This window comes from Actinotignum sp. UMB0459 (assembly GCF_051905915.1).
Lineage (GTDB): Bacteria > Actinomycetota > Actinomycetes > Actinomycetales > Actinomycetaceae > Actinotignum > Actinotignum sanguinis.
The window spans coordinates 200,765-225,393 of the sequence record NZ_JBQAIK010000014.1 but is presented as its reverse complement, the minus strand read 5'-3'; the positions used below and the strand labels follow the sequence as shown (position 1 = coordinate 225,393).

General features: G+C 62.9%; 22 protein-coding genes and 1 tRNA gene. 7 read left to right on the top strand and 16 right to left on the bottom strand.

The annotated features are described in order from the left end of the window. Position 1 precedes the first annotated feature (1 nt). The 5 genes from ACTFPK_RS05335 to ACTFPK_RS05315 are packed head-to-tail and all read right to left on the bottom strand — an operon-like array spanning position 2 to position 5,736. A complete protein-coding gene (locus ACTFPK_RS05335; protein ID WP_274732494.1) occupies positions 2-1,459 on the bottom strand; it encodes a penicillin-binding transpeptidase domain-containing protein in 1,458 nt (485 codons plus the stop codon). After that, the gene (locus ACTFPK_RS05330) at positions 1,456-2,967 is read right to left on the bottom strand and encodes an FtsW/RodA/SpoVE family cell cycle protein (protein WP_274735530.1); all 1,512 of its coding nucleotides are present in this window, start codon (positions 2,965-2,967) and stop codon (positions 1,456-1,458) included. The genes ACTFPK_RS05335 and ACTFPK_RS05330 overlap by 4 nt, the downstream gene beginning before the upstream one ends. Next, positions 2,964-4,547, bottom strand: a complete 1,584-nt coding sequence (locus ACTFPK_RS05325; protein WP_439911277.1) for a PP2C family protein-serine/threonine phosphatase — start codon at positions 4,545-4,547, stop codon at positions 2,964-2,966. Before ACTFPK_RS05325 ends, ACTFPK_RS05330 begins: the two co-directional genes overlap by 4 nt. Further along, complete coding sequence (locus ACTFPK_RS05320) at positions 4,544-5,041, bottom strand: FHA domain-containing protein FhaB/FipA (protein ID WP_439911276.1); 498 nt, start codon at positions 5,039-5,041, stop codon at positions 4,544-4,546. The genes ACTFPK_RS05325 and ACTFPK_RS05320 overlap by 4 nt, the downstream gene beginning before the upstream one ends. Then, the gene (locus ACTFPK_RS05315; RefSeq protein ID WP_126135057.1) at positions 5,038-5,736 is read right to left on the bottom strand and encodes an FhaA domain-containing protein; all 699 of its coding nucleotides are present in this window, start codon (positions 5,734-5,736) and stop codon (positions 5,038-5,040) included. The genes ACTFPK_RS05320 and ACTFPK_RS05315 overlap by 4 nt, the downstream gene beginning before the upstream one ends. Positions 5,737-6,086: 350 nt before the next feature. On the opposite strand from ACTFPK_RS05315, the gene ACTFPK_RS05310 reads away from it, so the two are divergent. Together ACTFPK_RS05310 and ACTFPK_RS05305 are read left to right on the top strand one after the other, a co-directional pair. Continuing rightward, a tRNA-Leu gene (locus ACTFPK_RS05310) sits at positions 6,087-6,173 on the top strand. A gap of 343 nt (positions 6,174-6,516) precedes the next feature. Beyond that, positions 6,517-7,245: an excalibur calcium-binding domain-containing protein gene (locus ACTFPK_RS05305; RefSeq protein WP_439911275.1), complete on the top strand. Its 729-nt coding sequence runs from the start codon at positions 6,517-6,519 to the stop codon at positions 7,243-7,245. A gap of 81 nt (positions 7,246-7,326) precedes the next feature. On the opposite strand, the gene ACTFPK_RS05300 is transcribed toward ACTFPK_RS05305, so the two are convergent. Both ACTFPK_RS05300 and ACTFPK_RS05295 read right to left on the bottom strand, forming a co-directional pair. Then, positions 7,327-7,620, bottom strand: coding sequence for an addiction module antidote protein (locus tag ACTFPK_RS05300; RefSeq protein WP_439911274.1), 294 nt, complete (start codon positions 7,618-7,620; stop codon positions 7,327-7,329). Continuing rightward, the gene (locus ACTFPK_RS05295; RefSeq protein WP_439911273.1) at positions 7,617-7,925 is read right to left on the bottom strand and encodes a type II toxin-antitoxin system RelE/ParE family toxin; all 309 of its coding nucleotides are present in this window, start codon (positions 7,923-7,925) and stop codon (positions 7,617-7,619) included. The genes ACTFPK_RS05300 and ACTFPK_RS05295 overlap by 4 nt, the downstream gene beginning before the upstream one ends. A 567-nt stretch (positions 7,926-8,492) precedes the next feature. Here ACTFPK_RS05295 and ACTFPK_RS05290 point away from each other — a divergent pair. Next, positions 8,493-10,400, top strand: a complete 1,908-nt coding sequence (locus ACTFPK_RS05290; protein ID WP_439911272.1) for an ABC transporter transmembrane domain-containing protein — start codon at positions 8,493-8,495, stop codon at positions 10,398-10,400. Further along, positions 10,397-12,148 carry an ABC transporter ATP-binding protein gene (locus tag ACTFPK_RS05285; RefSeq protein ID WP_439911271.1) on the top strand — a complete coding sequence of 584 codons (1,752 nt, stop codon included), beginning with the start codon at positions 10,397-10,399 and terminating at the stop codon, positions 12,146-12,148. Before ACTFPK_RS05290 ends, ACTFPK_RS05285 begins: the two co-directional genes overlap by 4 nt. Before the next feature lie 71 nt (positions 12,149-12,219). On the opposite strand, the gene ACTFPK_RS05280 is transcribed toward ACTFPK_RS05285, so the two are convergent. The 4 genes from ACTFPK_RS05280 to ACTFPK_RS05265 form a co-directional block, all read right to left on the bottom strand. After that, positions 12,220-12,966, bottom strand: a complete 747-nt coding sequence (locus tag ACTFPK_RS05280; RefSeq protein ID WP_439911269.1) for an ABC transporter permease — start codon at positions 12,964-12,966, stop codon at positions 12,220-12,222. After that, positions 12,963-13,733 (bottom strand): ABC transporter ATP-binding protein, encoded by a 771-nt coding sequence (locus ACTFPK_RS05275; protein WP_439911268.1) that lies wholly within the window; start codon positions 13,731-13,733, stop codon positions 12,963-12,965. The genes ACTFPK_RS05280 and ACTFPK_RS05275 overlap by 4 nt, the downstream gene beginning before the upstream one ends. A 294-nt stretch (positions 13,734-14,027) precedes the next feature. Next, positions 14,028-15,161, bottom strand: coding sequence for a DsbA family protein (locus ACTFPK_RS05270; protein WP_439911267.1), 1,134 nt, complete (start codon positions 15,159-15,161; stop codon positions 14,028-14,030). Further along, positions 15,161-16,042 (bottom strand): macro domain-containing protein, encoded by an 882-nt coding sequence (locus ACTFPK_RS05265; RefSeq protein ID WP_126135926.1) that lies wholly within the window; start codon positions 16,040-16,042, stop codon positions 15,161-15,163. Before ACTFPK_RS05265 ends, ACTFPK_RS05270 begins: the two co-directional genes overlap by 1 nt. A gap of 180 nt (positions 16,043-16,222) precedes the next feature. Between ACTFPK_RS05265 and ACTFPK_RS05260 the strand changes: the two genes are divergently transcribed. Then, the gene (locus ACTFPK_RS05260) at positions 16,223-17,050 is read left to right on the top strand and encodes a ribonuclease H family protein (RefSeq protein WP_439911265.1); all 828 of its coding nucleotides are present in this window, start codon (positions 16,223-16,225) and stop codon (positions 17,048-17,050) included. Between the two features lie 657 nt (positions 17,051-17,707). Beyond that, complete coding sequence (locus ACTFPK_RS05255; protein ID WP_439911264.1) at positions 17,708-19,912, top strand: S9 family peptidase; 2,205 nt, start codon at positions 17,708-17,710, stop codon at positions 19,910-19,912. A 49-nt stretch (positions 19,913-19,961) separates the two neighbouring features. Here ACTFPK_RS05255 and mtnN read toward each other — a convergent pair whose 3' ends face one another. From mtnN to ACTFPK_RS05235, 4 genes are all read right to left on the bottom strand, one after another. Beyond that, positions 19,962-21,380, bottom strand: coding sequence for a 5'-methylthioadenosine/S-adenosylhomocysteine nucleosidase (mtnN, locus tag ACTFPK_RS05250; RefSeq protein WP_274732479.1), 1,419 nt, complete (start codon positions 21,378-21,380; stop codon positions 19,962-19,964). Beyond that, the gene (locus ACTFPK_RS05245; RefSeq protein ID WP_126135944.1) at positions 21,377-21,832 is read right to left on the bottom strand and encodes an S-ribosylhomocysteine lyase; all 456 of its coding nucleotides are present in this window, start codon (positions 21,830-21,832) and stop codon (positions 21,377-21,379) included. Before ACTFPK_RS05245 ends, mtnN begins: the two co-directional genes overlap by 4 nt. Before the next feature lie 394 nt (positions 21,833-22,226). Continuing rightward, a complete protein-coding gene (locus ACTFPK_RS05240) occupies positions 22,227-22,421 on the bottom strand; it encodes a type II toxin-antitoxin system HicB family antitoxin (protein WP_274732478.1) in 195 nt (64 codons plus the stop codon). Next, positions 22,418-23,599 (bottom strand): hypothetical protein, encoded by a 1,182-nt coding sequence (locus ACTFPK_RS05235; RefSeq protein ID WP_274732477.1) that lies wholly within the window; start codon positions 23,597-23,599, stop codon positions 22,418-22,420. Before ACTFPK_RS05235 ends, ACTFPK_RS05240 begins: the two co-directional genes overlap by 4 nt. 112 nt (positions 23,600-23,711) lie before the next feature. Between ACTFPK_RS05235 and ACTFPK_RS05230 the strand changes: the two genes are divergently transcribed. Beyond that, entirely contained in the window at positions 23,712-23,963 is a 252-nt protein-coding gene (locus ACTFPK_RS05230; protein WP_311373507.1) for a type II toxin-antitoxin system Phd/YefM family antitoxin, read from the top strand. A gap of 8 nt (positions 23,964-23,971) precedes the next feature. Here ACTFPK_RS05230 and ACTFPK_RS05225 read toward each other — a convergent pair whose 3' ends face one another. Continuing rightward, positions 23,972-24,517, bottom strand: coding sequence for a DUF4232 domain-containing protein (locus tag ACTFPK_RS05225; protein ID WP_274732475.1), 546 nt, complete (start codon positions 24,515-24,517; stop codon positions 23,972-23,974). Positions 24,518-24,629: the final 112 nt, after the last annotated feature.

The following is a 24,629-nucleotide window of genomic DNA, read 5'->3' as shown; positions in this document are numbered from 1 at the left end:
CTTAGTTCACCTTAGCTTCAAGTACTGTGCGGGCAAGGGGGGCGGCAACGGAGCCACCGTCGCCATTCCACACGGCATTGCCCGAATTTTCGACCACCACGGCCACGGTATAGGCCGTGTCCCCGATGGTCGCATTCCCCACGAACCACGCGTGCGGGGGGATATCGTTCGTGATTTCCGCGGTCCCGGTTTTCCCGGAGGTTTCAATCCCGGGGAGGGTGAAGAGGTACCCGGTGCCGTTCTTGACCTCATTGACCATCATCTGGTGCATATAGCCCGCGGTTTGCTGGCTCATCGCGCGGGAGAGCACTTCCGGTTCGCTTTCGCTCACGGGTTCGAGATCCGCGGTGAGAGTGCGGCGCACCAGATTCGGTTTCATCACCACGCCGTCATTGGCAATCGCCGCACCGACCATCGCCATCTGCATCGGGGTGACCCGAATATCGCGTTGGCCGATGGAATCCATGGCGAGCGCCGCGGCGTCCGCGGGGGCGGGGAAACGCGAAGCGGAAACGGGTAGCGGCGTGGAAAGCTCGCTATTGAAACCGAATTTTTCGGCTTGCGCCACCATTTTTTCCGGGCCCACCGCGATCCCGCCGATCGCGAACGGCGTATTGCACGATTGCGCGAACGCCTCGGTAAGCGTAACTTTCCCGGAGCCGTCTCCGCAGGCGGCCTGCCCCGGATTCCACATATCGTGCGTGGTCCCCGGCGGCACGAAGGTGCGGGGGGCCTCCACCAGCGAATCTGGGCTCAGCCCGAGGTTCTCAATCATCGCGGTGGCGGTAAGCAGCTTGAACGACGAGCCGGGCGCGTACTGGTCCCCGCCGGTCGCCCGGTCGATGAGCGGCGTGGTGGGATCGGTTTCGAGAGCCTGATAGTTGTCGCGCGCGGCCGCGGTATCGTGCGTGGCCACGCCGTTCGGGTCGAATCCGGGGGTGGAGACCTGCGCCAGAATATCTCCGGTGCGGGAATTAAGTACGACGACGGCGCCGCGCTGGTTACCCAGCGCGGCGGCTGCGGCCTCCTGGAGCTGGGGATCGATAGTGAGCTCAACGCCCCCGCCCTGGGGTTGGGAGCCGGTAATGAGCTCTTCGATACGTTGACCGGCCAGGGAGGAATCCGAGCCGCCCAGGACCGGGTTCATGGCGCGTTCCAAGCCCGTCATCGAGTTATGGGCGATGGAGTAGTAGCCGGTGAGATTCGAATAAATCTCCGGGCGCTCGTAAACGCGCAGGTAGTTGTAGGCATCGTCGATGGGCTGGGAGGAAACAATGGATTCCCCGGCCACGATAATGGGACCACGCTGGGTGCCGTATTCGCGGTAGAGCGTCCGCACATTCCACGCATTGGCGTTGAGGCTGGCGGCCTGGAAGAACTGGATCGCGGTGGTGGAGCCGGCCAAACCTAAGAACATGACCGCGAGGACCGCGACGAGCTGGCGGATAGGGCGATTCACGGGCGCACCACCTCTGTGTGGGCGTCGCCGCCCGCGGGTCGGGAACCCGCGGCCGCCGTGTGAGCCCCGCCGGTGGAGCTTTCCGCGCCGCGCGGGGCGCGGCGCGCGTCGTCGTCGCCCTCACTAACGCCCTCATCGGCGTTCCCGCGCAGGATCGCGAGTTCATCGGTGGTGGGCAGCGGGCGTGCTTCTTCCGGGCGGCGGGCGGTGTGCGACATGCGGATCAGCAGCGCGATAATGATCCAGTTCGTCAGCAGTGCCGAGCCGCCGTGCGCGAGGAAAGGCAGGGCCAGGCCGGTCAGCGGGATAATGCGCGTCACCCCGCCGATAACGATGAAGCATTGCAGCCCGAGCACGAAAGACAGCCCGGAAGCGAGGAGTTTGCCGAAGCCATCGCGCGATTCCAGGGCAACCCGCATGCCGCGACTGATGAGAAGCAGGTAGATGCACAGGATGGCACCCACGCCCACCAGGCCGAGTTCCTCGGCGAAAGAGGCGTAAATGAAATCGGAATGCGCCGCGTAAACCAGGTTCGGGTAGCCGCGCCCCAGCCCCGCCCCGAAGAGCCCCCCGGAGGCCATGCCGAAGAGCCCCTGAACCACCTGGTAGGAGCCGCCGACGGCGTCGTACAGTTCCGGGTCGAAGGGGTCGAGCCAAATCGCGAAACGGGCCTGCACATGGGACACGGTTGTTGAAATGAACCACACCCCGCCCACGGTGAGGAGCGCGCCGATGGCCAGCCAGGAGACCTGCTCGGTCGCCACCCACAGCATCGCCACGAAAAGCCCGAAGAAGAGCAGCGCGGTGCCGAAATCGCGTTCAAAAACGAGGACTCCCATGCACAGCGCCCAGGCGATGAGAACCGGGAGGATATGGCGGGCCTTAGGGAGGCGAATTCCCAGGATTTTCGGGCCGGCGAGCGCCAGGTTATCGCGTTCGGTCACGAGGTAGGCCGCGAAGAACACCGCGAAACAGATTTTCGCGACTTCGGCCGGCTGGAAGGACATCCCACCCACCGCGATCCACAGGCGCGAACCGTTGAGGGTGCGGCCCAGCGGGCTGAGCGGGAGGAGGAGCAGCACCACCCCGGCGATGAGCGAGGTCCACATGTAATTTTGCAGTACCCGATAATTGCGCACGAGCAGCACCGTGACGGCGAAAAATACCAGCGCGCCGGCGGTGAGGATGAGCTGGCTGCGGGCGTGATCGGTATCCGACGCGGCATCCACCCGGTAGATCATGGCCAGGCCCAGCCCGTTGAGGGCGATCGCGCAGGGGAAAAGCACCGGATCCGCGTAGGGGCACAGTGCGCGAATAAGCAGGTGGCAGGCGAATACCAGGGCGGCGCCGGCACCCACCACCAGCGCGAAGCTGGGCGGCAGCCCGGTATTATCCAGCCCGGTCCACACCAGGTAATAGGCGCCCACCCCGATGGCTCCGGCCAGGAGCAGCAGGGTGATTTCCGGCCAGCGGCCGCGGCGCGTGCGCGGGGGAACCACCGTACTCATCGGTTCTCTCCCGGGTTCGCGGGGGTGGGTGCGGCCGGTGCTGGCGCGGGTGCAGCCGGGGCCTCGGGTGCGGGGCTCGCGCTCGCGGGCGTGGGCGTTGCCGCGGCGCCGGGCGTAGCGGGCGCCGGCGTTGGCTCGTTGTTCTGGGCTTTTTGTTCTCGGAGTGCGGCGACGACGGCGCGCGCTTCGCGCAGCGAAGCGCGCGTGATGGGCGTGGCAAGGCGATCTTGGGCCACCGGGGTGAGGTCGCGGACCTGGAGATCAGTAGCTTCCGCCGCGTGGGAGAACTCCAGCGGGCCGAGCCGCTGCGGAATTCCCTGATAGATCGTGACGATGCCATTGTTATTGGCCACGTAGTAGCGGCTCTGGGTCCAGCGGTAAGCGCCGACAAGGCCGGCCACCGCCAGTGCCACGACGGTCAGAATAACCGCCAAACGTGCTCCCCAGCGCGCGCGAGGAGCGCCCTCCGCGTCCGAATCCTCGCGGCCCACATCGGATGCGCCGGGGCCCACGCCGGACGCGCCGCCGGTGGCCCCGCTCGCCGGGCTAGTTTTTGCGGATTTATTCTTGGGGCCGGTGCCCGAAGGTGTGCCAGCGCCGGACAGGGCGCAGCTTCCCGACCTATCTTTTCCAGCCGGAGCCACTGATCCGTTTGTGCCCGCGCCACCATCAGCGCCACCATCAGCCGCAGTCGCAGCTGCAGCACCCACGCCAGCGCCGGCCCCGGTACTAGCATTTTGCGTCAGCGTCGCCGCCTTGGCCGCGGCGGAATTACCTCCGCGGGTGGGCCGGCGGTAATCCCGCGCCGCCGAACCGACCACAATGGGTTGGGAGGGCAGCGGGCTGGTGAGTGCGGCGTCGTCCACAACATCCGCAAGAATCACGGTGACGTTATCGGGGGCGCCGGCTGCCAACGCTAAATCGATGAGGTGTTCGCCCAGCTGGTGCAGGTCGGGGATCGCGGACATGGCGTGCTCGATGGTGTCGTGCGCAACCACGCCAAATAGGCCGTCCGAGCACAGCAGCCAGCGGTCGCCCACCCGGGCTTCCCGCACGGATTCATCCAGCTCGACCTCGCCGGGGGTATCTCCGAGCGCCCGCATAATCACATTGCGCTGCGGGTGGTGTTCGGCTTCCTCCGGGGTGAGCCGGCCGTGATCCACGAGGTACTGAACCAGAGTGTGATCATGCGTGACCTGGCCGAGCTTGCCATCCCGTAAAAGGTAGGCGCGCGAATCACCGATATGAACCATCGCGAGCTTATTCGAGGCACGCAGCATGGCGATGCAGGTGGTGCCCATGCCCGCCATTTTCGGGTTCTCCGCAACGAGCTCGAGCATATCGTCATGCGCGGCTTCCACCGCGCGGCGCAGCAGCGGCAGCAAATCATCGGCGGCGTGCACATCATCGACAGCCACCAGATGCCCCACCGTGACCGATGACGCGATATCTCCGGCGGCCGCCCCGCCCATTCCATCTGCCACAACGAGCAAATGAGGCGAGGCGTAGCCACCGTCCTGGTTATTGGAACGAACCAGGCCGACATCGGAAAACGCCGCGTAGCGTAGCTGAATACTCAAACTTGTAGCTCCATCGTGGTTTCCCCCACCTGAATGACAACGCCGGGGTCCAGCGCGGCCGTGCCGTTAATGCGGATCCCCCCTACCAGGGTACCGTTTGTTGAGCCCAGATCCTCCACCCAGCGCCGGCCCTCCGCCGCGAAAATACGGGCGTGATGCCCGGAGGCGTAGGTGTCATCCAGGACGAGAGTGTTATCCGGGGCGCGCCCGATATATACCGGTTGCGAGCTGAGCGGCACCGCGGTTCCCAGCAGCGGACCGCCGGTCACCACCAGGTAAACGGGCCGTTCAACCGGCGCGGCAGGCGGCGCGGGGGAGTCGTTTTCCGCGGGGGTGGGCGCGTGCATGCTGCGGCGTCGTGCCGAAAGAAGAGAAGAACGACGCCGCACGTCCGTTCCCAGCACATCGCGGCGCACCGTTAGCACGACGGCGAAAATAAACAGCCACAGCAGCGCTAGAAAACCGAAGCGCAATAAGGTTATTGCGAGATTCATGAGGCGGAAGCCGTTCCAGTCCAGAACATAATGTGGGTGCGGCCGATGGTAATGGTATTGCCGTCCACCAGGGTGGCCGCGCTAATGCGGTGACCTTCCACGAAGGTGCCGTTGGTGGAGTTGAGATCCGTGGCGATCACGCCATTCGGGGTGACTTGCAGCTCGAGGTGGTGCCGGGAGATGCCCGAGTCGTCCACGCTGATATCGCAATCGGAACCGCGGCCGATAATCGCGGTGGTGCCGGTGAGGAGGTAGCGGTCCCGACCCACCTGGATGAGCGGGTTCTCCTCCGTGCCGGCGCTGCGAGTGGCCGGGGCGATGGCTCCGCGCTGCGTGGTTGTCCGGGTGCGTGCTGTTCCTTCGCGCAACTGGGGATCCTCCTCGAATGTGATCTCAATGGGACCGACGAATAGATAGTCCTGTTCGGTGGCGTATTCCACCGCGGAGCGGGCGAGTTCCTCGCGGAGCGCCTCCTGGCCCCAGGAATCCACCCGGGCCAGATCCGCCGGGGCGAGCGCGACCGTGAAAATATTGGGGGCAACGGTGCGCTCGCGGGAGAGTTCGGCAGCGTCACGCGTCATGGCCTTTTTAATATCGGTGAGGATCTCCACCGGTTTTAGCTCGGACTGGAAAACACGAAACGCCCCGGCGACGGCGTTCTCCACTCCCTTTTCAAACTTCCCGAGGGCACCCATGGCCCTGCCCCTTCCCTCTGCAATGTCGGTTCTGCGGTTCTATAGGCGACTGTAATCGCCCGCGCCGGTGCGCCGCTACCTTCCGCGCCGTGAGCGGAGCGGAAGGTGGGGGTGGTGGGGTGGTGGAGGTGAGGGCCGTGTGGAGCGCGCGGACCGTGCGGGGGTGCTGGTGGTGGCGCGACGGCGCAGCGCTGGCGGGGCGGTGCTACGTACCCGCAGGTGCTCCGGCTGTGAACGACTGCTGGTGCTGGGATGGCGGAAACTGCCGCGCTGCGACGCGTCTCACGTAAATTCGTGCTGCAAAAACTTGGACTAATCGCGGATGAGACGATAAGCTCATACGTGCACTTGCTCAAGTGGCGGAATAGGCAGACGCGCACGGTTCAGGTCCGTGTGCCCGTGAGGGCGTGGGGGTTCAACTCCCCCCTTGAGCACCACAGTTGGTCATGGCAATAGATTTCCGTGATATCGCGCCACAAATCGGTAGCATCACACCGTGGTAGTAATCCTTCAGTTATTTTTGCTTACCCGTTTCAACTCTGGACGGCAGCACCGCAGAACTGTGATACTCAATACGTAGTTTGCCTCGGACTAAACCGGCACCCAGCTACCCGCCCGCGGAAGCGGTAGCGGTTAAGGCGATATTTTCGCCTTCGCAAATCACGAGCCACATCTTCGGGTGCGGCTCTGTGCTGTCTAGCGGGTGGAGAATCCCGGTATTAGTAGCCATTTCTGTCTATTTACCCCCCTATTAACCCAACCTTTCCATACAATGTCGGCATGGATGTTGCCGAGTCGTCACTTTCAGAGGATGCGTCGAGCGCTGGAATTTTCTACGGAATCCTCGCTCTTGTTCTCACGGTTCTCTTCCCGGACTCTACCGCTAATTTTTGGGGAACGATCGGTTTCTTTACCCTCTTGTGCTACATTATCGCGAAGTTATTCGGCTCGAAATCGCACACTTTGCCACAGATTATTATCTGGTTGGCTGTTGTAATAACAGCCTCGAACGTGATGCCTGAACCCGATACTGCGTCTACCGCTCCGTCCCCGGCTCCTACCTTAGAAACTCCCCGTTCGAGTCCGTTCCCGTCGGCTACTCCATCTAAGCGTGGTGCAACACCGAAACCAACCTATACAAAACCGGTTTCCACACCAACGGCTACTGTCTCTCCCAGTCCATCGCCTACGCCGGCAGGTGTTGTGCAATCCGATGTTGAAGCTCATGATGACCAGGCTTCGGTATACCTTGCTGGTGAAGAAGGGGAATATGAAGGGAGCCAATACTCCCAAGACCAGTATGCGGCTGTTGAAGAATACAGTTCGCAAGGATATGTGGAAGAAGAGCCCCAGAACTCACCGGTTATGGACGTGGTGCATTATAAAAATTGCAGGCAGGTGTGTCTCCTCGTAGGGCGCCCGTTACGCTCTGACGAGATTGGTTACGGGCCTGAGCTTGATGCCGACGGGGATGGTATTGCCTGCGAATGGTGCGGGAAAAAGGACTGATGACCATTAAGTCGCAGACTTTTTGGAGCGGAACAGATTTTTCACACTGACTCCATTGGAATACAACCTGGACTACTTCAATTATGCCGCACGGGAAGCAAGGGTAAGTTTCAACCCGAGTGCTTTCATGATTTTTGTTATGGTCTCGAATGACGGATTTCCGTCTTTGGAAAGTGACTTATACAAGGAAACACGATTAAGGTTAGTATCCTTTGCGAGCTGGCTCATGCCACGTGCGCGCGCAATGTCCCGCAGCACAAGCTGTACAGTTTTCGTGTCGCCGTCTTCAAGTGCGATGGCTAGATAATCGTTAATGGCCTCCTCGCTATCAAGGTATTTACTTGCGTCAAATGCGGAAAAAGTAACCTTACTCATAGAAGTTCCTCCAGTACTTGTTTAGCGAGCTCGCGGGCGACCCGGATGTCTTTATCTTGACTTGATTTATCTCCACCAGCCAAAAGGAAAACCGTGACATTGCCAAATTGTGTGTAGTAGATCCGATAGCCAGCGCCGAAGTGAAATCTCATCTCACTGACCTTCCCGCCTACCGATTTGATATCTCCTACCATTTTCCCGTGTGCTTCACACCGGGTAATTGCGTGCAGGATGCGGCGCTGAGCGTGTGTGTCTTTCAGGTTGTCCAACCAAGATTCAAAGGCGCTACTAGAAATAATCTGCACACATTAAGTGTAGTCCATGGACTACACCTGTCAAGGTGGTGCTTTCAAGTTTAGTTCTGTACTGCGGATGTCGTACATACGAAGTACAGCTCTGACAACACATAGTCCCTCCTCAGGTACAGGTGTGACTCCTGAGACTCGAGTTATAGGGCACCCGGTTTATGGTTCATTGGTTTATCGGATCCTTTGGTATCCGGAACGTTCGAGTTTCAGGCGCGGTTACCGAACAGAGTTGCACGTGACCACTGAACAGGGTTGCGCGTGGCTACCGAACAAGTGGCGCGCGGCCCCCGAAATTTCTGTGCTACGATTTCGCCCATGGGCATTTAACTATTCCTGCAGATCGGCGTGGCGCCTCGCGTTGAAGCGCGGCAGTCACGCCAGGTCACGCACGCAGCACTCACCGGTAGGTACATCGGCGCCCTCGCGCCAGCTCCTCGTACCGCCGCAACTTTTGCGTGCTCCGCTCAGCTCCAGCCCCGAACTCGCTCGGCTCTAGCTCGGCTTCGGATCCACATCCTGATCCAGCTCCACGGAATATTTGAACCACAGCATTTTGAGGAACCCATGACCCAGCCCTCGACCGCCTCCACATCCACCCCGCATATCTCCCGCTTCGCCGGCTTCCGCCCGCGTTCGCTGCGCTTCTCTGAAGAACATATTCACGCCTACCCGAATCGCTCCCTCGCGTTCCTCCTCGCCGTTGGCCGCGAAAATGCCGGGGTGATCGCACTGACCACGCTCATCGCCTGCCTGACCTCGGTAGCAAGCGTCAGCCAGATTCACTTCGTCGGGAAAATGCTAGATTCCGGGCTGGAGCACGGCATCACGTCCGAGCTCCTCGCCCCGGCGGGGGCCTTCGTCGTCGCCACCCTTGTTCTTGCCCTAACGCTCTGCACGGAAATCCCCGAAAATGTGATCTGGATGCGCACGATGATTAATCCGCAGCGTACCCTCGCCGCCCGGCTTTTCCCGCGCCGCACCAATCTGGAGATGCAAACGGGGGATGTCGTCTCCGTGCTCAACTCGGATACCTATATGGTCGGCTCGATGTTCATCAATACGCCGGCAACGCTCGCGTCGTTCCTATCCTTTGGGCTGGTGGCCGTGCTCATGATGCGGATGAGCGTGCCGCTCGGCCTCGCGGTGATTATCGGCCTGCCGCTCGTTATGGCGGTCATCTCCTGGATTTCGCGCGTCATGGCCAAATGGCGTGAACCGCTGCGCGAAGAACAGGGCAAACTCACCACCCTGGCAACGGATGGCGTGGTCGGGCTGCGGGTCATGCGCGGCGTCGGCGGGGAAGATTACTACAATGCGCGCTACCGCGAACAATCGGAAGCGGTCAAAAAGGCCGGTTTCGACGCCGCACCCTCGCGCGCTCTCATGTCCACGGTTACGAACGGCGGTCCGCTTATTTTCCAGGCGGTCATCGTCACCGTGGGAGTGAGCATGCTGCTGAGCGGCCACCTCACCGCCGGCGAACTCTTCGCGTTCGCCGGCTATTGCGCCATCCTCTCCATGCCGATCGTCATGTTCGCGAGCTTCGCGGCGACCGCGGTGGGCGCCTGGGTGAGCGCCAAAAAAATCACCCGCGCGCTTGCCGCAGAACCGCTGCTGCCCGATACCGGCACCGTGATTCCCTTGGCCTGGAGCACCGTGTCGCTGTACGACGCCGCGGCGGACTTGCACATCGAAGCCGGGCGTTTCACCGCCGTGGTGGGCGAGAACGTGGAGGAGGGTACCGCCATTGCGGCAAGGCTCGCGCGGATGAACGACGACGCCGACATTCACCTGCGCTGGCCCACTCCGCCAGCTGACGGTGAGCCGGGCGCGGCGCTCACCCCGGGCGACGCCCGCGCCGTCGATATTCCCCTGGATGAACTGCGCGCCCATATCCGCTATTCCGGGCCGGTTGCTGATCTTTTCGCCGGTACCCTGCGCGAGAACCTGCAGGGCGAGCACGCCCCGGAGGTTCCGGCCCGCACCCTCGCTCAGCTTTTCGAGGATTATTCGAGCGGGCAGGCCGGCCACCAGCACGCCCCCGCGGATACCAGCGCCGATGATCGCCTCACCGCCGCGCTGGCCGCAGCCCAGGCCCGCGATGCCGTGGATTCGCTGGGCGGCCTGGACGGCGCGGTGACCGAGCGCGGCCGCAATGTGTCGGGTGGGCAGCGCCAGCGCCTGGTGCTGGCCCGCTTGCTGGCCAGCGACCCGGATATCGCCATCCTCGTGGATCCCACCTCCGCGGTGGATTCCCACACCGAGGCTCGTATCGCGGCTGCTCTAGCCAGGGCTCGGAAGGGGCGCACCACCGTGGTTGTTTCGGCATCGCCGCTGGTGCTGGGGGCGGCTGACGTCGTCGTTCTTATTCGTGACGGTAAAGAAATCGCGCGCGGCACGCACGCGCACCTACTCGACCACCCGGACTACCGCCGCATCGTGGTGCGGGAAACCGGAGAGGAGCTGGCATGATCCTTCCTATCGCATCGCGCCGTTTTTCCGTGCGCGCACTGCTGCGCATTGTCCGCGGGCGTCTGGGTGAATTCAGCCTGGTCGTGGGCCTGCAACTAGTGGCGGCGATCGCGGCCGTCATCTCGCCTATCGTGATCGGTCGGGCCATAGATATCGCCGGCCACCCGGAAGCAGCCGCCCGCGCGGCCGGGCTCATCGCCCTGATGCTCGGAGCGGTCGCGGTCCATACGCTGTTCACGTTCCTCGCGGACTTGCGCGCGGAATATTTCGGCAACCGCATCTTCGCCCAGCTGCGTGATGGCGTTGTTCACGGCATCACCCACCTGCCCCTTGACCTGGTGGAAAGCGCCGGTTCCGGGGATCTCCTGGGCCGCACCACGGACGATATCACCCGCGTGCAATTCTTCATCCAACGCGGAATTTCCAGTCTCGTGGTGCTGGTGACCACCGTCTGTGTTTCGCTGGGCGCGGCGCTGCTGGCCGCCCCGGCCCTCGGCTGGACGCTTTTCCTCACGGCGCTGGTGGTCGCGGTGGTGCGCTGGTTCCTGCGCCGCATCGTCCCGGTGTTTCAATCCGGGAGCGCGGTGCGCGCTGCTTTCGCGGGTTCCGTTTCCGAAACCGTGACTCAAAAAACCACGGTGGATGCCCTCAACCTGGGCCGGGTGCGCCTCGGGCGCCTGGGCACCTTCATCGAGGAACACGTGCGGGTGGAAACGTACGGCGCGGGGATTGTGTGGCTGTTCCGCGCCGGCGTGGCGCTGTCCGTGTGGTTGCCGGTTTTGGTGACGCCGCTGGTGGGTGCGTTGCTCATCCCGCGCGGCGCCGCCACCCTTGGGGAAGTCATCACGGTCACGATGCTCGCGATCCAATTGGCGGGCCCGCTCGAAGAGCTCGGCTGGTTCATCACCGAATTGCAGTATTCCCTGGTGTCTTTCGCTCGCATTTTCGGCGTGGATACGGTGCCGCCGGAGTCGCGCCCCGAGGTGCCGCGCGGAACGGACGTCGAATTGCGCGGGGTGCGTTTCCGTTACGGTCGCACCCAGCACGACGACGCCGGGCCGAGCGAGCCACGCGCCTACGCGCTCAAGGGCGTGGATCTGGAGGTGCGCAGCGGGGAGCATCTGGCTATCGTGGGGCCCTCCGGGGCGGGTAAATCAACGCTGGCCCGGTTGATTGCCGGTATTAACCGGCCCGAATCCGGAACCGTGCGGATTGGCGGGGCGGATGCTGTTCGGATCCGTGAGGATCACCTGCATTCCACGGTGTCGCTGGTGACGCAGGAACATCATGTATTCGTGGGAACGGTGGCCGATAACCTACGCATGGCCCGCGCGGATGCCAGCGAGGAGGAGATGCGGGCCGCGCTCGCGGCCGTGGAACTGGATCTGCCGCTGGAGGAGCGCCTGGCCGGTGGGGCGCGGGAACTTTCTCCCGCGCAGGCCCAGCAGCTAGCGCTGGCGCGCATTATTGTGCTGGACCCGCAGATCCTTATTTTGGATGAGGCCACCGCAATGTTGGATCCGAATGCGGCGCGTTCGGCAGAGCGCGCCCTGGCACGGGTGCTGGAAGGGCGCACCGTTATTTCCATCGCGCATCGCCTCTACAGTGCCCATTCCGCGGACCGGGTGGCCGTCATGATCGACGGGCGGGTTGCTGAACTGGGCAGCCACGATGAGCTGGTGGCGCGCGGCGGGGAATACGCCCGGCTGTGGGAGATGTGGCAGGCCGTCGATGCGCCGGAGGTGTGAGGCGAGGTTACGAGTTTTGCACATACCCTGTGAAGTATTCATGAAAGCCCCGCGCCGCCAGGCCGGGGAGGTTAGCGCTCGGAGCTGAGCCTATCTGCGCGGCTGAGGGCGTAGCGGGCTAGCGCCGTCGTCGTTCCAACCCAGAGTAGCGCGTACACGAAATCCGCAGCTGCCGGGGCGCGCATCCACTGCACGTGATACGTGAGCGGGTTGCAGCGCGCGATGACCTGGAGGTACGTGGGCGCGGAGCTGAGCTCGTAAAAAAGCGGGGCGGAGAGCACCACCGGCAGCGTGGTGAAAGTGGAGAGCATATCGCGCGCCGCGTAACTATTGACCTGGGCGCCTACCGCGGCGCCCAGGCTCACCCAGCCCCACACAACCAGAAACGCAATGAGCAGCCCCGTCACAAGAGCGGCACCGTCCACGCCGGATCCGCTCGCAACAGATATGCCCAGGTAGGCGAAGGCTACCGCTGTGAATTGGACAAGGAAAACAAGGGATGCCACCGCGATAATCGACACGAGATAGCCCCACACCTTCCCGCCCTGCATCATGAAAATCGCGTACACCCCCCATTTGCGGTCATTGGAGATATCGGAGGTGGCGTAGCCGAAAGCGCGGAACGCCAGAAGGCAGACGATGCCGGTGAAGGCGTAGCTGAGGTAGTTACGGCTCTGCGCGCTGTCGAGCATCCCGGAAATACCGACAACCAGGAATACGAAATATGCCAGCGGTTCGACGATGCGGCCGAGGTAGACGCCGCGCCAATTCCATAGGGAAGCAATATGGTACTTAGTGAGAATAAGTGATTTTTTCATGGGAGCGGGGTTCCTTCTTCTGCTTCTGTGGCTGCAGCGGCTTCCGGATTCATGGGTGATTCGAGGGCCTCGAACGCCTTGAGGGCTTCCCACAGGTCGGTGCTGCCAGGGCAATGAGCCATAAACTGCCCTGCGGGCATATCAGCGATAATGCGCCCGGCGCGCAGAGCAATAACCCGGGTGCAATACTCGGAAAACTTGGATGTTTCGTGGGTGCTGACCAGCACGGTGCGCCCTTCTTCCACCCGGGAGTGCAAGTAGCTGAACACGGTGTCAATGCCGGTGGGATCCAGGCCGGTGGTTGGCTCGTCCAGAATCATGAGGCGGGGCTCGCCGATAATCGCGCGGGCGATTTGGGTGCGGCGTAATTCCCCGCCGGAAAGGGTTTCCGCGGTGCGGTCAAGGAAACGCGAAAGGCCCAGAACTGCGGCGATGCTTTCAATTTCGGCACGGCGATGCCAACGGTTACCCCGCAGATCAAGGCCCACGAGGATGTTTTGCGCCACGGTCAGGGACCAGTCGATAATCTCGCGCTGCGGGCACCAGCCGATAGCGCTTTCGGCTACGGAATTAGTGACCGTGCCGCGGGTGGGTTTCATAAGCCCACCAAGGATATCGAAGAGTGTGGATTTTCCCGCTCCGTTATGGCCGATAACGGCAACTAATTCGCCCGGGTAGAGGGCAAGATTGACGCCGGTCAGGGCCGGTGTTGATTTCTTCGGGTAGATTTTTTCTACCTCGATAGCTTCGAGGAGAGGGGTATCCATGAACGCTTACCTCCAAAATATGCAAAGACTGCCATAGGGGATGTGCATACCGGAGAGGCCAAGCTCGCAGGACATGAAAAGCGATACTCGGTAATAGGGCGTTGGAATAACAGGACTACCCGAAATATCTGTATATAAGGTGCCCAAAAGAGTGCCGCGGTTATGAACCGAGACACCTCAAGTGTTTCTGGGGCGCAGCCTCACCGGATGGGGAGGTTTTAGCGTCGGGCACGTACCACGGATACTCCGCTTTCTATCTGTTGATCTTCGTTGAGTGTAGCTTGCCTAGGATCTTTAACCCGCCGAGTCCACGAGCGCCTTTTCCAGCTCAATCGTGTTGGTGATCGCGGAGAGTGGCTGGTAGCCGGTGCTCGCGGTGCCGTTGATAATAATCGCCGGGGTACCGCGCAGCCCCAGGGTTTCTAGGCCTAAAGATTCCTGGGCGGCAATAAAGCTGGTGGTTTCGGAGCTGTCACGCGCAGCCCGGAAAGCCTCCACATCCAAGCCTGCCTGGCTGGCGAAAGCATCGAGGTTTTCATCGGAGAACATTGACGCGGCCTTGTCAGGGTCGTGGCCGGCGGCAGCTGCGCCGTCGAAAAGAAGAGCCGAGTATTCCCAGAACTTTCCCTGCAATCCGGCCGCGTGCGCGGCGGCGGCTGCGCGATCACTGGACACGGTGTCCTTGAAAATCGGGACCTGCACGTAAGCCAAGTAAATATCGCCCTTCTTGGCCAGTTCCAGGAGCTGCGGGACGGATTCCGCGTGGAGTTTATTGCAGAAACTGCACGCGTAATCAGAGTAGATCGTGACGTGCACAGGGGCCTTGGGATCCCCTGCGGTTTGCCCGGAGGACGGCTCCAGCTGCGGCAGAGCCTGGAGCTGGGTGCGAATCTCATCGGGCTGAGTGGGAATGTAATCCTGACCGGCAACCCAGCCGCGATCCGTGGCGAGCTGGGTATAGCGTGTTTCGACGGGGCCGGGCGCGGTATTCGGGATGGTTCCCGGCGCGCCCTGGCCCGATCCGCCCTGGCCCGGCGCGCCTGCTCCAGGCGTGGCCGGTGCGGTGGCGGTAGCGGTGGGGTGCGGCGCTGCGCTGCCCCCGAAACGCCCGTTGGACGAGCCGAGGGTGAGCAGCACCGCGAAAACCACCAGGGCAATAATCGCCAGCACGGTGATCATCACCCAGAAGCCGCGGCTGCTGGGGTGCTGTTCTTGTTCCCCAGCAGGAACCGCGGGAGGTGCGGAAGGCGGCCACGCCGGGCCGGCTGGGTCAGCACCGGTGCCCGCACTGGGAGCAGCGCCCCCGGCCGCACCGACGCTCGGATCAGGGCCCACGCCCGCATCCGAACCCGCCGCTGCGGGCGCACCGTACTGACCCTGGAACCCAGATTGGCCGCGATCCACGGAGTCAGGAGTTCCCTGGCTCATTATTCCTCCACCCAGCGCTCAATCGTGCGCACGAAATGTTCCGCATCTTCATCAGCGAAGATATCAAAGACCACCAGATTCACATTCGAGCGCGGATTCTGGTGCAGCCACTGCGCCACGGTATCCAACGCAATCCGGGTGGCTTCCGCGAAGGGGAAATGCGAATGGCCGGTGGCCAGCGAGCAGAAGGACACCGAGGTAATATCGCCCTTCTCCGAAGCCAGATCCAGGCAGCGGGTGTAGCAGCTGGCCAGCGCCGCGCGATCCGCATCCGTCACCTCACCTTCCACCGTGGGCGGCAGGGTGTGGAGCACGTAGCGTGCCGGCAGGCGATACCCGCGGGTCAGCGCCGCTTCGCCCGGTTCCAGTTCGCGATTCGACATCGAGTACAGGGTGGCGCAATCATTGCGCAGCCACGGGCCGGCCTGGCCGTGAATCGCCTGGTCAATAGAGGGCTTATTGTAATCACGATAGCCCAGCAGGTTCGGGCGCGCCCCATTGACCACCGCGTCCACCACGAGTTCCCGCGCATCCCCGCGCCAGATGACCGTCTTATCCCGAGCGGGGTATTCCGATTCCGGCATCATGTCAGAAATACGAGCCAGGTGGCGTGCCTCGGTGCGGCCGAGGTAGCCGGAAAGCCGGTAGAGCAGCACGTCAATCGCGCGTGACACATCCTCATTAACTTCTTCAGGATCACGCTGGATGAGGCGGTGGTTGAGTTCGGTGAACAGCTCCCGGTCGGTCATTTTCGCCAGGTCGCCATCCAGACCGCCGAAGGCAATCTCAAAAAGTTCCCGGTCGGTGCGCTTCGAGGGGGCGGGCGCGGGCCACTCGTCGTCGAGCTTCAGGGCGTCGCGATATTCAGCTAGGTTGAGCATTATTCTCCTTATTCTGGGTCCGAACAGGGTTCCCTAGTACAAGGGTACCGGGCAGGAACGGTTTTCGTGCGCGTATGCACAGGGCCGGTGGCCTTGCGCGCCCGCGGCCACGCCCTGTGGATAACTGCGCGGAATCCCCGGGATGCGTGGTCGCACCGCCCGGCACGCTACCCTAAAGCTATGACAACCTGGTTAACAACCGCTGAATTGGCCGAACGTTGCGGCACGGATACTTTCACTACCCTCGCCGCCCTCGAACGTTTAGGTTTGGCCGACGGCGCCGCGCCGTCCCCGCTCGCTTCCCGCCACGGTTTAGCTGATGAGGGGCGCGAAAGCGGGGTGTTGTGGCACGCGGATTCCGAACGCTTGCTGCGCGCGGTTGTGGATACTGATGCGGGCGGCACAGCCACCGCGGAGGCTGTGAATAACGAGGTGCAGGGTCTGCTGCCGCTCGCGGGCATGGATGAAGATGAGGGGTACGACGCCGCCGCAGCCAGCCCCGCTCCGGCCCAGGCGGCCGGGAGCGGTAGCCCGGTCGGCAGCCCGCGCCCGGGTTTTGCCGCGGTGCTTGCCACCGATGGGGCGTGCTCGGGGAATCCGGGACCGGGTGGTTGGGCCTGGGTTGAGCAGCTCAGCGGGGCGCGGGATAGCGGAGGAGCGGCCCGCACCACGAATAATATTATGGAGCTGACGGCGCTCATCGAGGGTCTGGAATATGTGGCGGCTCAGCACGGTACCCAAGCGCCGTTGCTTATCCGCGCGGATTCGCAGTACGTCATTAATGTCATGACGAAATGGGCGCGCGGTTGGCGCGCGAAGGGCTGGAAGAAGGCGGACGGGAAGCCGGTGAAGAATCGTGATCTCGTCGAGCGCCTCCTCACGCTGTACGAGTCCCGCACCGGCCGCACCGAAGTGGAGTGGGTCAAAGGCCACGCTGGTGATGCCGCCAACGAGCTGGTCGATTCCCTCGCCGTCGCCCGTTCCCGTGAATTCTCCCGCCGCGGCTAACCGCGCGTAGTTCCGTTCGGAAGCCGGAAAACCGGCAGCGAAGAAAGCCATTCAACGGCCCGCGACCTGCTCAAAGCCGCCCTGGCGTGAGTAGATTCTGACTAGAATCCAAGCAGGCTCGCGTTTTCTTGATGATCCGGTAAAGTTATCTCACCAAGACCGGTACCGCTGCTCCTTGGAGTAGTCCAGGGCTGGTCCTCATTTTTTGGCCTATAGGCCCCGGTTGTGGGCCCTATAGGTCTGTAAACCTCAACTGGCCCGCAACAGGATGCAAATCTACACACCATTGTGGCCCGTTTTCTGTTCTGGGCTTGCACTACAAGATCCCGATGTTCCCCAATTTGCATCCTGTGGCCCATCCCCTCGGCGCCCAGGTGCCCTAGCCGGCGGGGCGGGGTGTTTTTCCGGGCTGTACTGCAAATGTCGTACACGCGAAGTACAGCCCGGACAACACATGCTCCATCCCCAGATGCTGGTGTGACTGCTGAGGTTTGTGAGATTCTCGCTCCCTTCCGCCCGCTCCCTTCTGCCCGCTAACGTGACGACGTCCGCGCTAGCCGGCGGCTGCGCCGTCGTACCACACACCCGCGCGCACGGTGCCGTGCAACAGCGCACGCCCACGCGCACCAATCACCTCCTGTCCAGTAGAATCCCTCCATGACTATCGGCCCGATCGCGAAGAAAATCCCTACCGAACGCACTTTCCACGGCGACACCTATGTGGATAATTACGAGTGGCTGCGTGATAAATCCGATCCGGATGTCCGCGCGCTTCTCAACGCCGAAAACGCCTATTTCCGGGAGCAAACCGCGGGTCTGAGCGACCTGCGCGATAACCTCGTGGCCGAATTCAAGGCGCGCACCAAGGAGGCTGACCGCGCCCTTCCTTACCGGGTGGGAGACTGGTGGTACTACCGGCGCACTTTCCAGGATCGGCAGTACCCGGCGATGTTCCGCACCCCGGCCCGCGGAGCCGCCCGCCCGGACCTGAACACCTCTTTCCCGGAATTCCCGGTGTGGGACGGTAACGAGCTCGCCCTCGGGGAAGAATTCTTCCTCTGCGGCGGATTCATGCCCTCGCCGGATGGCAAGCTCGGCGCCATGAGCGTGGATTTCACGGGCGATGAGCATTTCACCCTGCGCATTTTCGATATCGAAACCGGCCAGATCGTTGATGATTCCGTGCGCGATATTGGCTACGGCCTAGCCTGGATGGCCGATTCCAGCGCGGTTGCCTACTCGCGCGTTGATGATTCCTGGCGTCAGTGGCAGGTCAACCTCCACCGCATCGGTGATTTTAATGACACGGTCCTCTTCCAGGAAAACGACGAGCGTTTCTCCGTTGATCACGAACAGTCCCGCAACGGCAAGTGGATTATTATTCGCTCCGCTTCGGTGACCTCCTCGGATGTGCGTTTTATTTCCACAGAGAATATCGAGCAGCGCGTCAAGGTCTTGGAGCGCCGCGAGGGTTTGGAATACACCGCGGAGCCCGCCGGCGATCAGGTCCTTATCGTCCATAACGCCAACCGCCCCGATTTCGAGGTGGCTTCCGCGCCGCTGCGCACCTCCACCCCGGAAGAGTGGGATCCCATTTTCGTGCCCGCGGAGGGTGAGCGCGTCGATTACGTGGAGGCCTACGCCGGCCACGCCGTTATTTCGATGCGTTCCGAAGGCCAAACGCAGTTGCGGGTTATGCGCCGCGAACGTCCACTTTCTGCCGCCAGCGCTATCGGTTCGGCCCCGTTGGCAACGGTCAGTGCAGATGCCCGCGCGGTTTCGGGGAACGACGCCGCCACCACGGCGCCCGCCCAACCGGCCGCGGCACGTCCCAACCACGGCTGGTGTGCCCCGGTGGCTATCCCCACCGGTGAGGGAAGCTTCGTGGAAACCTACCCGGAGGGCAATTGGTTCACTTCGCGGGTGGTCTTCACGGAGCAGTCCATCCTGGAGCCGCCCACCCAAAAGGCCTTCGACCCGCGCACCGGTGATATTGAGGTGCTGCGCACTCTTGATATCCCGGGTTATGACCCCTCGCTGTACACCCAGGATGCGGTATGGGTGACCGCCCGCGATGGTGTGGAGATCCCCCTCACGGTGGTGCGCCGTGCCGATATCCACCCGGATGGCACCAATCCCGGCTACCTCTACGGTTACGGCAGTTACGAAGTGTCGAACGAGCCCTATTTCTCTATTTACCGTTTGAGCTTGCTCGACCGCGGCGTCGTTATCGGGTGGTCGCATATCCGCGGCGGCGGTGAACTGGGGCGCCGGTGGTACGACGACGGAAAACTCCTCCGCAAGAAAAACACATTTAATGATTTCGTGGATTCGGCGCGGTGGCTTATCGACTCCGGCTGGGTGGCACCTGATCGCCTGGTGGCGGAAGGTGGCAGCGCCGGTGGCCTGCTGATCGGTGCGGCGATCAACCAGGCCCCCGAGCTTTTCCGAGCCGTGCATGCCGCGGTGCCCTTCGTGGATGCGCTGACCACCATTCTTAAACCGGAGCTCCCGCTGACGGTGGGCGAGTGGGAAGAATGGGGTAACCCGGTGGCTTCTCCGGAGGTGTATGCCTATATGAAGGACTACAGCCCGGTGGAGAATGTGCGCGAAGGCGTGCGTTACCCGGCGGTGTTGGCCACCACGTCTCTCAACGATATTCGGGTGCTCTACGTGGAGCCCACGAAGTGGGTCCAGGTGCTGCGCGAGAAAACCAAGCCCAGCCCGGACCGCCCCATCTTGGAACGCATCGAGATGGTGGCCGGGCACGCCGGGAAAACCGGGCGTTATGACGCCTGGCGGGAGCGCGCCGAAGAGGTGGCGTGGATGCTCGACCAGATCGGCGCCACCGAGGTGTACTAGGCGCGGTGTACTAGGCGCGCAGCGCCGGGCTAGCTCAGCCCTGTTTCGGCTAGCTAATTCCCGCTTCGGCCAGCGCCGCGGACCATGAGCCAAAGCGCTGGCGAATCGCGGCCCCGGAGGGGTAGGTGCCCTGGTTGCCCGAATCGGCCAGCCACTCCACGTACCCGTTGTAGCTGACGTTCTTGCCGTTGCGCCGCGCCGCGATAGCGTGGCTGCGCAACGCATCTACATAATCCTGGGTGGTGAATTTCAAGGCACCGCGTTTGCGCCCGCTGCTCACGGAGAGCCCGACCGCCTGGAGCGCCTCGTTCCAATACCCGGAAAAACGCTTGATTACGGTTTGCGAGGTGGGTGGCCAGGTCAGTTTCCCGCGCCCGGATTCCGCGCCTGCCTGTTCCGTGACGGCCAGGCGTTCGGCGTCGTACTGCTTTGCCGTGAGGGTGAGCTGCGGATCGGCCGCAATAGCGCGCTGGGCCCGGGCGATGCAGGCGAGCACCTCGTCCGCGTCCAGGGCGCAATCCCCGAGCGCCCTGCGCACATCCGCAACCATTTCCGCATCAAGTGAGGCGGCGGGCGCTGCGGCGTCGTCGCCCTCAGTGGCGTGAACACGGCCGAAAACATAGAGAATCGCGGCCTCGAGTGCGAGGTGTGAAAAACGCGGCGGCAGGCTGCGGGTGCGTGATCCACTCGCGGTGCCGTGCCACGGCGAAGTTTCCGCCAGGCGCGCGAGGGTGGCCGTGACCGCGCGCGCGGAAAGGTCGGCGGCTTCGTCGATGCCGATGTGATAGTCGATCCCGGCCTGCGGGCCGCATAGATCCGAGGCGGAACGGATCGTGATAAAAGGAATGCCCGCGAGCGCGGCGGTATGCGCGGCGGCGGTCGATTCCATATCGGTGAGCAGTGCGTCCGGGAAACGGGTGCGGGTATCCTCTACATTCGCGGCCGTGACAAAGGCATCGGAGGAGAGGACTTCGCCGCGGCGCGCATTCTCCGGGACCGCGGCGAGGAGGGTTGCGTCGCCTTCGAAATACTCGGGTGCACCGGGGACCTGCCCGGGTGCGTAGCCGAAGACGGTTGCGTCCGCGCGTCCGTAGCGGTAGCGGGTTCCGGCAACGACGTCGCCCACCCGGATATCGGCAGCCAGGCCGCCGGCGGACCCGGCCGAGATGATGACCTCGGGGCGGTAGCGGGCCAGCGCCCAGCCGAGTGCGCTCGCGGTGGCGACCAGGCCAATGCCGGTGCGCAGGCAGAGAACCGGACCGAGGTTCGTGGGGACGTTCACGCCGGATGCGCCGCGCAGCTCGGTGGGGAAGATGGACTGGAGGGATTCGGCGGTGGCCGGGGTGGTGGCGCAGAAAGGTTCGGCGCGTAGGGCCGCGAGGACCGGCACGATTTCTTCGTCTTGAGCTGCGATGATGAGGGCGCGCAGCCGGGTGCCGCCGGGGGCGAGGGCGCAGGCGCGGCTCACTTGGCCATCACCTGCTCCCAGGTCGCGCGCCCGGCCAGCATGGCGGCCACCGCTTCTTGGGCGGCCTTGAGATTGTGGTTGGCACCCCAGCCGCACTGGACTTCGTTCGCGGCCGGGACTTCGGTGGCGGCCAGGATATCGCGGAAGGTTTGTTCCACCAGCTCGCAGGTGCCGGGTACGTCCGGTTCTGCGGCGAGCAGCAGGTAGAAGCCGGTTTGGCAGCCCATCGGGGAAAAATCGACCACGGCGTCGCTGTGATTGCGCGAGTATTCAGCGAAGGAATGCTCGATGGAGTGAATGACCGGCATGGTCAGATGCTCTTTATTGGGCTGGCAGAAGCGAATGTCGTATTTGGTGAGGACGTCCCCGTGCGGCAGGCGTTTGATATCGGCAACCCGCACGTAGGGTGCGGAAACTTTCCGGTGGTCGAGGTTGAAAGACTCGACGTTCATATGCGGCACGGCTCTTCCCTTCTTTGGAACGCTACTTTTGTGGGCCGGGTGTGGGGCCGGATGTACGGATCCCGCACGGCATGTCACAAACACCGGCTATTGTATCCAGCTTCGGAAAGCGTGGTGAAACGGTCTCAGATTCCCAGGAAAATTCCAGCCTCGGTGCATGGTATTTTAGGGAAGCTCCGGTTATATAGAACATGTCAGCGGAAAGCAACGGGAGGCGTGGACCCGTTCCGCTGCCGGGAGACTGGTTATCTCCCGGGGACAGGCTCAGTCGCAGCCAAGATGAACCCGGATGGTTCCCATTCCATCCTCGGTTCTAGCGCGAGAGTCGTGAGAAGGCCGGGGGAGCGTGGACCCCCGGCCTTCGCCATGTCTGCCGCGGGCTGGCTCAGTCCGGCATGATAACGCGAACGTGGGCGCTAGCCGGATTCCGTTCCGCTTCGGGGAAGAGCGCAAGGGCATCACGCACCAAATCCGGAATATCCTCCGGGTTTTGGCTTTGGGTAAAGAGCCCGGGAACTTCGTCCACCTCGACTACCCACCAGCCGTCCTCGCGGGTAGCGCGTGCAGTGTATGCGCTCATGATTCATTCTCCGCAGCAACGATTTCCTTCAACCGCGCCTCACCGGTCGGGTTGCCCTCCAACACCAGGTAGGAATCGAAACGCTTGGTCGGAGTCTCGGGAACCAGCTGCGCGGCCTCGCGGCGGTTGCCGCCCAGAATGGCGAACTCATTTCCCTCCAGCGCACACAGAATATCGGTGGCCTTTGCCGGTGTGGTTTCCGCGGGCTCTCCGATCCAGTACCCGGAGCGCCCGCGTTCGCGTCCTGTATCCGCGGCGCCCGCCGCCGCATCCGCCCGGTTATCCGCAATAAAGGAAGCGTAGGGGAAGTACGTGATCGAATCCGGCCCGCGCAGTGAACACCCGGCAATCCGAGTATCCGCCGCGAATACACGCCCGGCCAGCTCGGCGGGCATCCCGGCCTCCTGTGCTTTCTCCGCAGTTGCCAGCGCTTCCAGCTCGGTATTTTTCGGTTGCACGACGACGCTGCCATCGGCCAGCGTGTACTCGACCTGATCCTGGAGCCACTCGTGTCCGTTCCACGTGAAACGTCCGCGTACGCTGGCCTGCCCACCAAAACTATCCAGCGGCGCCCAGCTCAGGGAGATCTGATCTGGCTGTATATCCGTCACTTCGATTCGGGGAGCATGCGCGCTGCCGTGCCGGTAATCTTCGGGCATGATCTGGGCGATGGGCCGGTTGGCGCCGTCGTACCACGCGAAGGTGACCGACGGAGTTCCCGGCGCTTCTTCAGGTTCTGCGTGGCGGATACTGCTCGTAAAAATCACGCCGCGCACGGGTACCCCGCCAAGGGTGGTGGAGCCTAGATCGTCCATCCGGATTTCGAAGAGGTTTCCGCTCGGGGTGGCGCCCGCGGTGACGGGCTCGCGCGCGGGGGTGCCGCGCTCGGTGTCGTAGAGGAGTGTGGTGCCGTTGGTGAAGGGCACGGTGACCTGGGCGGGTTCTTTCCCGGGGTAGGTGCCGTCGCCGTCGCGGATCGCCCGCGCGAGGTAATCGGGGAGCGCCAGGTTTGAGCTGGCCAGCGCCGCGAACTCCGGTGCGGGGGCGTGGTCTGTGGAGGGTGTGGCCGCCGCGCTGGAATCGGGTGATGCGGCCGAACCGCCAGAATTCGTGCATCCGGCAAGCGTTAGCGCGAAGGCGCTCGCGAGGGCCAGGGCTGCGGGAGTAAATCGTTTCATGGGGTTCTCCTTCGCGGATCGCCGGGCGCGGTGCCCGGATTGTGCAACACTGCACAGTTGTTATTCTATGGGTAGATAGCACTGATATATCCGGGGGTGCGCAATGAAAACAATGACGTATTCAGACTCGCTGAAGAACTACGCGGACGTTTTGCAGTCCGTGGTTGATGACTGTGAACCGGTGATTATTACCCGGAGCGGCCAGGAACCTGCGGTTATCCTATCGCTGGACGAGTACACCTCCCTGCGTGAAACGGTCTACCTCATGCGCTCGCCGCGAAATGCTCGGCGCCTGCTTGATGCGATGGAACAGATTGAGGCGGGCGGGGGAACCGAACATCCACTCTCCGAGGTTGCCGAGTAGTTCGGCGCCTACTCCACCTCAAAATCCCCAACCTTCACCGTGGCCTCCCCGGACGAACACGAATTCATCTGCTCCCCGTGAGAAACGGAATGGATGCTGGTACCCGTGTACCCCACCGCGAGATTGAGTTCCCACACGGTTTTCTCCGGGCACACAATCCCGGGATTGATGGTGTCCACCTCCATTGCGATCCGCTCGCCCGGCTCAAGCACCACATCCGCCCCGGTCGCGCTGTTCGCCGGCGCCGGCTCGGTGAACATATTCCCGTTGGCGCTGATGGGTGTTACCTCGAGCTGTGCCGGAATGAAGCACGGTACCTTGCCGGTATTTTCCACCCGCAACACGTAATACCGATGCCCGGCCGCCCCGTCGCTATCGCCCAGGGTGGTGTCCATTTCCGCGGGCGCGCAGCGGGAGGGCGAATCCGCGCTCGCGGGGGCATGTGCGGGTGCGCTCGCGGCGTTCGGTGGCGCGGATTGCGTGGCGCTGCCCGAACATGCGCCGAATATCAGCGCCGCGGCGCAGGTGACTGTTACAAGCGCCAAACGTTTCATGGTTGCCTCCTCCATGTGGGTGTGCGTACCGGCGTGGGTTTTAGGTACGACGCCGCAGCAGCGGGGCGCCACCCGGCCTACACGCGAACCCTCATCACGCCAGTCTATGACT